Raw genomic sequence first — 11,926 nt, 5'->3', positions numbered from 1 at the left:
GTAATCAGCCAGGTCGCAACAGTTGCAGTCGCAGTGATCCGCTCCATATCGGATCGTGCGGGTCGATGTCGGTGCGCAGTCCCCGCCACGATGCTCTCCGCAACTGTCCATTGTGGTCGATCGCGCGGTAGTCGATGTCCGCGACGAGGGTGGGCGTGACCCAGCGTGGGCGGTTGCGGTTGCTGGCTGGGGGTCGGCGAGCGAATGGGCACGTGTCGGTGGACAGCTCGTTCAGGATCGAGCCGAGAGCGCGGCGGGAGGCGTCGGTGAATCCTTTGCCGACTCGTCCGATGTGGACTAGTCGCTGGGCCTCGTCGTAGACGCCCAGCAAGACCGATTCCAGTCGTTCGGTGTCGGCGGGGTCGGGCTGCCAGCCGCCGATGACGGCCTCGCAGCCGCGGAGCAGGTCGAGTTCGACCCAGTCCGGGGAGGCGTGCCCGGGCTGGTAGGGCGAAGTCAGGTGTTTGCCGATGATGCCCGGGGCGTCGTGTTCGCGCGCGAGCTGTGCCAATTGAGCCGGCGTGAGTTCTTGGTGGTGGGGCGGTACTTCGACGATGGCGGAGCGGGTGAGCGCGAGGCTGGCGAGCAGCCTCCGGCGGACGAGATACGGCTCGGCGACGAGGTCCTGCCCGTCGACGCTCAGCAGGTCGAAAACGCGGTAGCACGGGCCGTTTCGGCAGACCTGGCGGCAACCGTCGGCGAGCACGCCGTCGAGCACCATCCGCCGGCCGCCCAGATCACGAGCCAGCCTCGCCAGCGCGGGGTAGGCGCCCGTCACCGGTTCGCCCTCGGGCCCCAGCAGGTCGACCGCGTCGCCGTCGATCACCGCCAGTGTCCGGGAGCCGGGCTGTTTCAGTTCCCAGGCCCAGCCTCGTTGATTGACCGGAAGACGGCCAGGCATTGCCGTCATCGGACGGAGCACCGACCAGGTTCGCCATCTCAGCCACAAACGATCATGGCAATCCCTCGACCCGTCTCGGCCGCGGACCACCGGATCACACCACCGAAGGTGCGCCAGAGCCGCTCGTTTTACAGTCCCGGCAGTGCTCGCAGGCACAGAGCTGATCTTGCCACTCATGAGCTCTTGCACGATTTGGGCGACTTGCCTGTTCGGAAGGTGTTCGGTTAGGGGGCACCGTCGAAGACCCCGCCAGACGCGGCCACGACGGCGTGCGGTCGCCGTGTGCCACTGCTGGCATGCATGAGAACGTATCGCGGACCCGCCATCGCCGCGGCGGCTGAGCGCTCCGAGACATTGCCAGCCGGGAACAAAGCCGCCGAGAAGCCAGCCGCGGCGGCAGGTCCGCCCGCCCTCCTATGGGTGCTGCGTCATGAGCGCTTTGAACGCTCCCGGATGGCGTCGCGTCGACAGGACGACCGCCGCGAGGATCGCGACCGGGAACAGCGCCGTGACCACGTATCCGGCCGTGTACAGGGAAGCTACCGGGACGCCGGGCAGACCGGGAATGAAGGAAAGCGACAGGACGACCGTGATCACCGCGGCGCCGAACGCGGAGCCGATCATCATGACCGTCCCGGGCAGGCCAGCGGCCATTCCGGCCTGTTCGTCGCTGACGACGAGTTGCGGGACAGCGAACGATCCGCTGTAGCCGGCGCGGCTTCCGAGGCCGACGATCGCCGAGCCGACGAGGTACTGCCAGGTGTGCTCGTGCGCGACCGCCAGCCACAGCAGCCCGGCCATGCAGATCGCGGCCCCGCCCGCGAGAATCACGGCGGGCCTCCCCTGCTGGACCATCCGCTCGGCGGCCTTGCCGCTGATGAACATCGTCAACGCGAAGGGAAGCATCAGAAGGCTGGTGGAGAGCGCGTCCGCACCGAGGCCGTAGCCGACCTCGCTCGGGGTCTGGGTGTAGTACGTCACGAGGAGGACGAAACCCGCGTCGACGGCGCCGAAGAGGAACGAAGACACGCAGGCCGTCGTCGCGAAAGGCTTTTTGAGCAGGCTGAGATCGAAGATCGCGGCCTTCGAGTTGCGTTCCGCGCGGGCCCAGAACACTCCGAGCACCGCACCGGCCACGAATACCAGCAGGCTGACAACGCCCCAGACACTCACCTCGGAGACGGCGAGCAGCACCAGGCTCACCCACGCGATCATCCATGCGGTGCCGAGGACTTCGATGCGCGCGGACGAGGCGGGCCGCGACGGCGGCACCACGATCAGCAAGGCGACAGTCGTCACCGCGAAGGCCGCGGCGAGGATGTAGAAGAACGACTGCAGGGACAGATATTTCACGGCGAGACCGCCGCCGACCATTCCGGCGACCACGCCCGTGCCGGTAGTCATGATCAACACGCTGACGGCCGTGGCGATGGACGCGCCGGTCAGGTTGCGCCGCAAGAAGCCGAGCGGGAGCATCTGGGCAGCGCTGCCGAAGCCGAGCATCGCGGATCCGACGAGCAAAGCCGGATACGAGTCGCCGATCGCCGCGACGAGGGCGCCCGCGACGTTCAACAGCCCAGACCCGAGCAGCATCGTGCGGTCCTCGACGACGTCCTGCATCCGCGGGATGAGCACGAACCCGGCGCCGCTGCCCAGCGCCAGGACAGTGAAGACCCACGTCGCGGCCGAGACGCCGATCCGGAACTGGGACTCCATGGCCGGCAGCAGCGGAGCGAGCATGAAGGCGACCGCGATCGTCACGGTGCACAACAACCAGGAAACGCCGATCAGCGCTGTTCGCCGGGCGGCGCGCTCGGTGACCGGAATGGCGGAAACTACGGCGGAATCGTTGTCTTGAGTCATTCGGTTCATCCCTATTCGACAGTGAAGAACAGGCGTTCTTGGAAATAGGCCCGAGTGTCAAGCGCAATCGTCAGTCTCGTGGAATGGCGGTTGACGGCATTAGCGCGGATCCGCGCTAACCTGCCTGAGAACTCGTTCGAGAGCCGCCGCGGTCTGCTCGATGTCGGCGATCGAGTGTGCGGTGCTGAGAAAGATCTTTCCCGACGGCATGAAAACGGCGCCCGCGCCGAGCATTCCGCCGGTGATTTCGGCCCAGAGGCCGCCGGTGCCGTGCAGGCTCGTCTGCTCGCCGTGCGGGACGAATTGCAGCAGCGAACCGACGCGCCGGAGCGAGCCCGGGATGTCAGCCGAGAGCAGCACGTCGCCGATGACCTTTTCGAAGGCCGCACCCATAGCGTCGAGCCGGTCGAAGACGCCGGGCTCCGCCGCCAGTTCCATCGACGCCGTTACCGCGGCCAGTGCCACCGGGTTTCCGTTGAAGGTGCCCGCATGCGTGACGCCGTCTTCCACCAGGTCGATGATGTCGCAGCGTCCGGCGACCGCGCTTTGCGTGAAACCTCCGGCGATGGCTTTTCCGAAGGTGGAGAGGTCCGGGCGCACGCCGAACAGTTCGGCGGCTCCCCCGCGTGCGATCCGGAACCCGGTGATGACCTCGTCGAAGATCAGCACCACGCCGTGCGCGTCGCACAAACGCCGCAACGTTTCAAGAAAACCCGGTGCCGGGGCGTGCACGCCCGCGTTGCTCATGATCGGATCGACGAGCACGGCGGCGATCCGGCGTTCCTCCGCCTCGGCGAGCAGCGCCTCGATTCCGGAAATGTCGTTGAACTGCGCGATGATCAGGTCAGCACAGGCGTCTGGGCTTTGGCCGCGGCTGGCGGGAACCGCGGTTTCGCCAGTGTCTCCGGTGCCGAGGCTCGCGTAAACGCTGTCGTGCCAGCCGTGATAAGCCTTCGTGAACTTCACGACGCGATGCCGTCCGGTTGCGGCCCGGGCGAGCCGCAAGGCGATCTGCACCGCCTCCGTCCCGGTGTTGGTCCACAAGAGACGCTCGGCTCCCGGCACTGACTCGAGGACCGCTTCCGCGGCTTCATACTCGAGACGGTGGCCCATGCCGACGACCTGCATCGAGGTCATCGCCCGGGCGACCGCGTCGATCACGCGAGGGTGGCTGTGGCCGTGCACCAGCGGGCCCCAAGCCATGACGTAGTCGACGTAGCGGTCGCCGTCGAGGTCCCACAGATGCGCTCCGCGGGCGCTCTCGACGAACAACGGGACCGGCCGCATCGCGGCGCGAAGTCCTGAGCTGACTCCGCCTCCGACGCTCCGCTTCGTGCGTTCGTAGGCGGTCCTGGACGAATCGATGGCCATGAATCTTCCCTCGGGACAAGGGGTCCGGCCCGCCGGAGAGCGATCCGCCGCTCTCCGGCACCCGGGCCCGTCGTGCGAACCGGCCGGACGGGCTCACAGCCCGAGGTAGTCGCCCAGCTCCTCGTAGTCCACCTGCCAGAGGCCGGGCGAACCGATGGGGTACTGGGACCGGAAGCCGAGAATCCGCTGCACCCGCGGCGAAAGCGTGCGCGCGATATCCAGGTCGACGAGGAAAGGGTAAGCCTCCTCGCCGGTGAGAAACCCGAGGTTGAACGGGAAGGCAAGCCCGCGGCGGTACTCGTCGGTCGTGACGTTCGCGCCGCCGCCGTGCACGGTCTTGCCGCTGTAGAAGAACGCGTCGCCCGCGTTCATCACCGCGGGGATGGTGTCCTCGGGGCAGCCGCGGTCCTCGAAGTCGTCCCAGAGGTGGCTCCCCGGGATCACCCGCGTCGCGCCGTTCTCCTCGGTGAAATCGGTGAACGCGATCATGAAGTTCACGCACGCCTCCGGCCCCTGCGGCCCCATGCCGACGAACGGGTACCAGTTCTCCAGGTCCCGGTGCAGCATCTGCGCCTTGTTGCCTGGGCCGATTTCGATCAGCTGCGCCGTGGTGAGCCAGTAGGTGCCGGACTGTTCGAGGAAAAGGGCGTCGCAGAGCGAGTGGATCAGGTCCTTGTCGAGAACCTCCTCGCGGAACGTCTTGCTGTGCGTCACCAGGTTGGTCAGCCGCTTCGTGTTGCTCCCGTGGAATTCGGCGACCGTCTCGTCCTCGTGCTTCGACCCGGGCGACAGCGCGGTCATCGGCCCGTCGACTTCGGCGTTGAACCGGGCGATCTGGTCCGCCGACAAGAAGTTCTTGATGATCACGCCGCCGTCCTGCGCGACGATCTCGAGGATCTCGGCAAGCGGCGTCGCGACCTCGACGGAACGCAGTGCGGCCTTGGTCTCGGTAGTCATCGCTCTCTCCACTCCGACGCCCGACCAAGCGTCTTGGTCATTTGATCTGGTCGAGTGACCAAGAGTGTGAGCGGCGTCCCATGAGGTGTCAAGAGGCGAACCGCGAATCGTCGCGGAGGAATCGGACTACGAGGCGTCCGAGGCGGATTCCTCCCCGCGCGCACGGGCGCACAGCCCCGGAACGGCAGGGAGGAACGCCGCGACATAGGCGTCGACGTGCGCCTGGCCCCGCAAGGCCGCCCGCTGCACGACCAGCCCGTCGGCAACGCCCGCCAGCACTGACGCGAGGGCTTTGATGCGGTCGGCGGGCACGGACGGGCCGGCGGAGCGCTGCAGGACGTCCGCCACCGACCGGAGGTACACCTCGGCCGATTCGGCCGCGAGCGCCGGCCGGTGCCGGGCCATCCACAGGTACAGATCGACCTGCGCCAGCGCGTAGTCCGGGTGCTCGACGACCCAGCGCCCCATGAATTCGACGAGCCGCGTGACCGTCACCTCCAGCTCAGCCGGCTCCAGGGAGGCGAACGTCGAGGCGGCCTCGTCCGCGAGATGCTGGAAGACGGCGAGAAAAAGACCGTCCTTGTCCCGGAAGCAGTAGTGCAGCGACGCCAGCGGGGCGTCCGCCGCTTCCGCGATCCGCCGCGTCGTCGCGCGCGGCACCCCCTGCTCGGCGATGATGCGGACCGCTGCGTCGATGAACTGTTCCGAACGGACCTGCGTCGGCACGTGCGCCATCGGATCTCCCTCGTTCCCCCCTGGACGTCTCCGTCCTGGGCTTTTGACCAAGTCAATTGTACGAACGCGGCGAGACCGGAGCCGACCGACTCGCACTGGAAGCCGGAAATGTCCCGACTCCGCCGCGCCGCGGTCTGCACAGTTGATCTAATCAAACGGCTTGATCGGATGACCAAGCACGCCTACAGTCCGTGCGACAGGTCACAACCAGGGAAGCCCCAGGTGCCCCGCCCGCCGGCCAACAACGCCCGCGCGGCCGTCCCTGTTCGACACGCGCTCGCCGCTTCCCCGCTAATCCCGGTGAACCGATGTTGGGAGACTCATGGACGAGCAAGCAGAATTCGACGTCGCGCTCCTGGGCTGCGGGAACATGGGAGCCGCGCTCGGCCGCGCGGTTCTCGCCGGGGGACGCAGCCTGACCGCCTGGAACCGGTCAGCGGAGAAAGCCCAGTCCCTCGAGCGGTTCGGAGCGCGAACGGCGAGCAGTGCGCGCGAAGCGGTGGGCTCGGCCCGGACGACGCTCGCCTGCCTCAGTACTTACGAAGTTCTCGAGAACGTCCTTGAAGACGCGGACCTGCCGGCCGGGCACACCCTGATCAACGTGACGACCGGCGCTCCCGGCGACGCCAACCGGATGTCGCGATGGGCGGACAAACAAGAAGTGCACTACCTCGACGGCGCGGTTCTGGCGTTCCCCGAGCAGATCGGCGGCCCGGAGTGCCAGCTGCTCGTCGCCGGGCCGCTGGAGGTCTGGGAGTCGCACCGGGAACTGGTGCGCAGCTTGGGAGGAGCCTCCCGGCACGTGTCCAACGACGCGCACGGAGCGAACGTGCTCGACATCGCCGGGGTCGGCGCGTTCTACGGGACCAGCATCCTCGCCTTCATCGAGGCCGCGCGCTTCGTCACGGCGAGCGGGGTCGCCGTGAGCGAAATGGTTCAGCTGGCCCGGCAGTTGGAAGAGGTTCTGCACGCCGCGCAAGACCAGTTCGCCGAGGCGCTGGAGACCGGAGACTTCTCCACGGACCAGGCGACGATCGACGTGTACCACGCAGGCGTCGGGCCGTTCCGCGACGCCATCTCCGAGCGGCTGGAGTCGGCACCCATGTTCGAGGCCGCGACAGGTCTGCTCAAGCGCGGAGTCGAAGCCGGCTTCGGCGCCCAGTCCCTGTACGCGCTCTTCAATCTCTACCGCACGCGATAGACCGCCTCCGGTCGCGCGGGGCCTTGCTGACGGCCCGCGCGACCGGAGGTCGCCAACTGGCTACAAGTGTTCCTCGGCCGCACGGGCGCGGAGGAGAAACTTCTGCGTCTTGCCGGTCGACGTCTTCGGCAGGGGCCCGAAGACTACGAGGCGAGGAGCTTTGTAGCGCGCCAGCCGGGCCTTCACGTGGTCCACGAGTTCTTCAGCGGTGGCAGAGGCGCCCGGCGCGAGTTGCACGAACGCGACGGGGATCTCGCCCCACCGGGTGTCCGCCGCTCCGACGACCGCGGCTTCGAGCACTGCCGGATGCTCAGCCAGCACGTGCTCGACCTCGACGCTGGCGATGTTCTCGCCGCCGCTGATGATGACGTCCTTGCTCCGGTCGCGGATCTCGACATAGCCGTCGGGGTGGCGCACCGCCAGGTCGCCGGTGCGGAACCAGCCGTCCGGAATCGCCCCCCGGGTGGCCGCCTCGTCGCGGAGATAGCCGAGCATGACGTTGTTGCCGCGGAGCGCGATCTCCCCGACCGTCGCGCCGTCGGCGGGCACGTCGCCGCCGTGGCCGTCGACCACCCGGGGCGGCAGGGACACGAGGTTGCCGACGCCTTGGCGCGCTTTGAGCCGCACGACGGTCTCCTCGGCCAGGTCTTGCCACTCCGGCACGGGCTCGCAGACGAGCGCGGGACCGAAGCTTTCCGTCAGCCCGTAGAGATGCGTGACGTCGAACCCGAGCCGGGTCGTCCGGCGGAGCACGGCCGGTGCCGGGGGTGCGCCGCCGGTGCCCACGGAAACTTGCCGAGACAGCGGCGAAGCACCCTCGAAATGGGCGATCAGGTCGAGAACCGCCGGTGCGCCGTTGAGACTCGTGACCCCTTCCTCCTGGATCAGCCTCCAGATCTCCGAGGGCTCCACCTTGGGCAGACAGACGTGCGTGCCGCCGGCCGCGGTGACCGCCCAGGTGAAACACCAGCCGTTGCAGTGGAACATCGGCAGGGTCCACAGGTGGACGGTGTGCGGGCTGAGCGCGAATTGGTTCGCCATCGCCAGCGCCTGCAGATACGCCCCGCGATGGTGGTACATCACGCCTTTCGGGCGTCCGGTGGTGCCGGAGGTGTAGTTCACCGCGAGCAGGGACCGTTCGTCGGCGACTTCCTCCTGGACCGGCTCAGCCCCCGCGAGCAGGTCTTCGTAGGCGGAGCCCGCATCGATGGCCACGAGCGGAGTCTTCAGCGCCGCGCGGACCTCGCCGACGATCTCGGCATAGGACGGGTCGTAGACGAGAACTCCGGCGTCCGAGTGCTCCAGGATGTAGGTCAGTTCCCGCGTGCCGAGCCGGGTGTTGAGCGCTACCAACGGAACTCCGGCCCACGGCACGCCGTAGTGCGCTTCGAGGGCGACATGGGTATTGGGGGCCAGTACCGCCACCGGCCGTCCGGCCGCGACCGCGCGAAGCCCTCCGGCGAGCCTGCGACACCGGTCACGGAATTCCGTGTAGTTCCAACGCTGTTCGCCGTCGACGACAGCGATTCGCGAGCCGTGCGCCGCGGCCGCCCGGTCCAGGAACGCGGTGGGCGTCATCGCCGCCCACGCGTGCGAAGAGTCAGCCATAGCGGAGCACCCCGTCGTCGACCGTTTCGAAGAGCCGGACCGTCTCGGCGTAGTTCTGCGGGTTGACCCACGGCTCGCGGTCCCCCTGCGCCGGCACCCGGTCGGCAGCTCGCTGCATGTACCCGGAGGTGACGCCCGGGGTGTAGGGCAGCCGCGGCATCGCGTCGTCAGCGGGCACCGGAGTGACCCGCGTGGCGCCGGTCTTGTCCATGTGCTGGAGAACGCGGCACCAGAATTCGTTGACGATCTCGATTCGCAGGGTCCACGACGAGTTGACGAACCCGAAGCCGTAGACCAGGTTCGGCACGCCGGAGAAAGCCAAGCCCTTGTAGGTCCAGCTGCGCCCGAGGTCGACGGGCTCCCCGTCGACCTCGAACGTCGCCTCGCCGCCCATGACGACGTTCAGCCCGGTCGCCTTGACGATGAGGTCGGCGCCGACCTCTGTCCCGTCCCGCATGGCCAAGCCGGTCGGGGTGACTCGCTCGATGTGGCCGGTCACCACCTCCGCGGCTCCGTCGCGGATCGCCCGGAACAGATCGCCTCCCGGCACGACGCACACACGCTGGTCCCAGGGCTCGTAGTCCGGGGTGAAATGGGCTTCGCGCACGTCGGCGCCGACGACCTCGTCGATGGCGTCGAAGATCAGCTTTTTGAACTCCTCCGGATTCTCGCGCGCGTGCCGGTACGTTTCCTGCTGATTGTGAAGGTTGCGCAGGCGGATCTCGTGAAACGCCTTCTCCGCGCCGATCTCCTCGCGCAACTGCTCGGCCTCGGGGTCGACAGTCGGCGCGATGTAGACGTACGTGGGCGAGCGCTGGACCATCGTCACTTTCGCGGCCTGGTCCGCGAGACTGGGAATGAGCGTCACGGCGGTGGCGCCCGAGCCGATGACCGCGATGTTCCGGCCCCTGCAGTCGAGGTCGTCCGGCCACTCCTGCGGGTGCACGATCCGGCCCTCGAACGACTCCTCGCCGGGAAGCGCGGGGTTGAACCCGCCGCGGTAGCTGTAATAGCCGGTGGCGAGATAAAGGAACCGGCATCGCACCCGGTCCTCGCCGGACGCGTCGCGCACCCCGAGGGTCCACGTGCTGTCCGCGCTGCTCCAGGACGCGGACTCCAGGCGGGTCCCGAACCGGATCCGCTCGCTGATCCCGAACTGGTCGGCGGTTTCGGCCAGATAGCTCTTGATCGACGCGCCGGACGCGATCGCTTCCGGCTCGACCCACGGCTTGAACCCGAAGCCCAGCGTGTACATGTCGCTGTCGGAGCGGATGCCCGGGTAGCGGAACAGATCCCAGGTGCCGCCCACGGAATCGCGCATCTCCAGCACGGCATAGCTCTTGTCCGGGCAGGCGCGCTGAAGCTCGGCTGCCGCGGCGATGCCGGTGATGCCGGCGCCGACGATGACGACATCGACCTCTGGCGGGCTGGTCATGCTCGGCTCCCTGTCGTCGATGCCTGGTCGATCAGCCAGGCGAAGCACGGCTCAAGTCCTTCGGACGCCTCGGGATGCCACTGCACGCCGAGGACCGGACGGCCCGGTATTTCGATCGCCTCGGCCACGCCGTCGGGCGCTCGTCCGGAGATCACCAGCCCCTCTCCGGGGCGGTCGACAGCCTGGTGGTGCCAGGAATTGGCCGGTCGCTGTGCTCCGTAGAGCGCCGCGGCCAGCGATCCGGACGCGAAATCGACCGGATGTTCGCGGTCCGGCCGCCGATCCGGGACGGCGGCGAGGGAGTAGTGCGTGATCTCGCCGTCGATCAGATGCGGAACCAGCGTGCCGCCGAGGGCGACGTTGAGGACCTGAGTGCCCCGGCAGATCCCGAGGACCGGGATTCCGCGCGTGATCGCGTGGCGAGCCAGGGAAATCTCGTACTCGTCGCGGCGGCGGTCGATGACCAGGATTTCGCCGTCGGTCGGACTGTGGGCCGGGGGCGGCCCTCCCCAGTTCTCCGGATCGACGTCCTGGCCGCCGGTAAGGACCAGGGCGTCGACGCGTCCGATGACCTCCGGCCCCGCGCTTTCGTAGGGCAGCTGGACGGGAATCCCGCCCGCCTCGGCGATCTTCATGCCGAATTCCGCCCAGAACATGTCCGCCTGGCAGGCTGCCCACCGGCTGTCGACGCCGTTGAGCGTCCGCGCCGAGATCCGCCGCCCGGTAATCGCGATCACGGGTTTCACGCGTCTCCCCCGATCGCGACGAGAACCCTGGTGCCGCCGGCGTTTTTCATCAGTTCGAACCCCTCGTTGATCCGGTTGAGCGGGACGGTCGCCGAGAGCATGTCGTCGAGGTTCAGCCGGCCCTGCTCGTAGTAGCGGATGTAACCGGGGATGTCGGAGGGGAACTGGTTGGAGCCCATCAGCGCGCCCTGGAGCCGTTTTTCCCGCAGGAACAGCTCCGAGGCGCGGATCGAGACCGGCTGGCTGTCCGGCACCAGGCCGACGACGGTCGCGGTGCCGCCCGGGCCGAGCATGGCGAAGGCCTGCTCCACCGTGGCCGCGAGCCCGACCGCCTCGAAGGAGTAATCGACCCCGCCTTGGGTCAGCTCCCGGACTGCCTCGACCGCGTCCTCCTGTCCGGACCGGACAGTCAGGGTGGCGCCGAACCGTCTCGCGTCGGTCAAGCGGGCCTCGACCGCGTCGACCGCGATGATCTCGCGTGCACCGGCGAGGCGGGCGCCCTGGATCGCCGCGATGCCGATCCCCCCGCAGCCGACGACAGCGACCGTCGATCCCGGTTCCACCCGCGCGCTCCGGAACACCGAACTCAACCCGGTCACGACGGCGCAGCCCAGCACCGAAGCAGCGCCGAGCGGCATCCGTTCCGGGATGCGCACGACGGAGTGCTCGTGCACCACCATCGCCTCGGCGAACGCGCCGAGCCGTGCCGTCGGATGCACCGGCCGTCCCCGCTCGTTGACCAGAACCGGCCGGGAACGGCTCCCCAGCGAACCCCGGTGCGGGCACAGGGTCATCCGGCCCGACAGGCAGAACCGGCAACTGCCGCAGTAGATGCTCAAGCACGTCACGACGTGGTCGCCGGGCCGCAGCGAACGAACCCGCTCGCCCACGCGCCGCACGACGCCGGACGCCTCGTGCCCCAGCAGGGTCGGGCACGACGCAGGCCACGTGCCTTCGATCTCGTGCAGATCCGAACGGCACAGACCGGCGTAGTGCACGTCGATCAGCACCTCGTCCGGGCCGGGATCGTCCAGGACGAGCGTTTCCAGCTCGAGCTTGCCGGGCGCGTCGTTGAGCACCGCGGCGGTGACGGGTACGGGCATGGCTCT

Annotated in this window: 10 protein-coding genes; 1 reads left to right on the top strand and 9 read right to left on the bottom strand. The window is 68.3% G+C overall.

Annotation, left to right across the window (positions count from 1 at the left end; translation table 11 throughout):
- Positions 1–4: 4 nt before the first annotated feature.
- The 5 genes from EIZ44_RS01115 to EIZ44_RS01095 form a co-directional block, all read right to left on the bottom strand.
- A complete protein-coding gene (locus EIZ44_RS01115) occupies positions 5–901 on the bottom strand; it encodes an ATP dependent DNA ligase (RefSeq protein WP_167753934.1) in 897 nt (298 codons plus the stop codon).
- A gap of 414 nt (positions 902–1,315) precedes the next feature.
- Positions 1,316–2,764 carry an MFS transporter gene (locus EIZ44_RS01110; protein ID WP_167753933.1) on the bottom strand — a complete coding sequence of 483 codons (1,449 nt, stop codon included), beginning with the start codon at positions 2,762–2,764 and terminating at the stop codon, positions 1,316–1,318.
- A 99-nt stretch (positions 2,765–2,863) separates the two neighbouring features.
- Positions 2,864–4,135, bottom strand: coding sequence for an aspartate aminotransferase family protein (locus EIZ44_RS01105; RefSeq protein WP_134727434.1), 1,272 nt, complete (start codon positions 4,133–4,135; stop codon positions 2,864–2,866).
- Between the two features lie 93 nt (positions 4,136–4,228).
- Positions 4,229–5,092, bottom strand: a complete 864-nt coding sequence (locus EIZ44_RS01100) for a phytanoyl-CoA dioxygenase family protein (protein ID WP_134727433.1) — start codon at positions 5,090–5,092, stop codon at positions 4,229–4,231.
- A gap of 126 nt (positions 5,093–5,218) precedes the next feature.
- Complete coding sequence (locus tag EIZ44_RS01095; RefSeq protein WP_134727432.1) at positions 5,219–5,827, bottom strand: TetR/AcrR family transcriptional regulator; 609 nt, start codon at positions 5,825–5,827, stop codon at positions 5,219–5,221.
- Between the two features lie 322 nt (positions 5,828–6,149).
- Between EIZ44_RS01095 and EIZ44_RS01090 the strand changes: the two genes are divergently transcribed.
- Positions 6,150–7,028 (top strand): NAD(P)-dependent oxidoreductase, encoded by an 879-nt coding sequence (locus tag EIZ44_RS01090; RefSeq protein ID WP_134727431.1) that lies wholly within the window; start codon positions 6,150–6,152, stop codon positions 7,026–7,028.
- Positions 7,029–7,088: 60 nt separating this feature from the next.
- On the opposite strand, the gene EIZ44_RS01085 is transcribed toward EIZ44_RS01090, so the two are convergent.
- Genes EIZ44_RS01085 through EIZ44_RS01070 form a run of 4 tightly spaced genes read right to left on the bottom strand, consistent with a single transcriptional unit; the run spans position 7,089 to position 11,920 of the window.
- Positions 7,089–8,636, bottom strand: coding sequence for an AMP-binding protein (locus EIZ44_RS01085; RefSeq protein ID WP_134727430.1), 1,548 nt, complete (start codon positions 8,634–8,636; stop codon positions 7,089–7,091).
- The gene (locus EIZ44_RS01080; RefSeq protein WP_134727429.1) at positions 8,629–10,071 is read right to left on the bottom strand and encodes a flavin-containing monooxygenase; all 1,443 of its coding nucleotides are present in this window, start codon (positions 10,069–10,071) and stop codon (positions 8,629–8,631) included. Before EIZ44_RS01080 ends, EIZ44_RS01085 begins: the two co-directional genes overlap by 8 nt.
- Positions 10,068–10,817 (bottom strand): gamma-glutamyl-gamma-aminobutyrate hydrolase family protein, encoded by a 750-nt coding sequence (locus tag EIZ44_RS01075; RefSeq protein ID WP_134727428.1) that lies wholly within the window; start codon positions 10,815–10,817, stop codon positions 10,068–10,070. Before EIZ44_RS01075 ends, EIZ44_RS01080 begins: the two co-directional genes overlap by 4 nt.
- Positions 10,814–11,920: a Zn-dependent alcohol dehydrogenase gene (locus EIZ44_RS01070; RefSeq protein WP_134727427.1), complete on the bottom strand. Its 1,107-nt coding sequence runs from the start codon at positions 11,918–11,920 to the stop codon at positions 10,814–10,816. The genes EIZ44_RS01075 and EIZ44_RS01070 overlap by 4 nt, the downstream gene beginning before the upstream one ends.
- Positions 11,921–11,926: the final 6 nt, after the last annotated feature.

The sequence above is a fragment of the Amycolatopsis nivea genome (assembly GCF_004522235.1).
Lineage (GTDB): Bacteria > Actinomycetota > Actinomycetes > Mycobacteriales > Pseudonocardiaceae > Amycolatopsis > Amycolatopsis nivea.
Note: the sequence above shows the minus strand (reverse complement) of the source record. Positions and strands in the feature narration are given on the sequence as shown.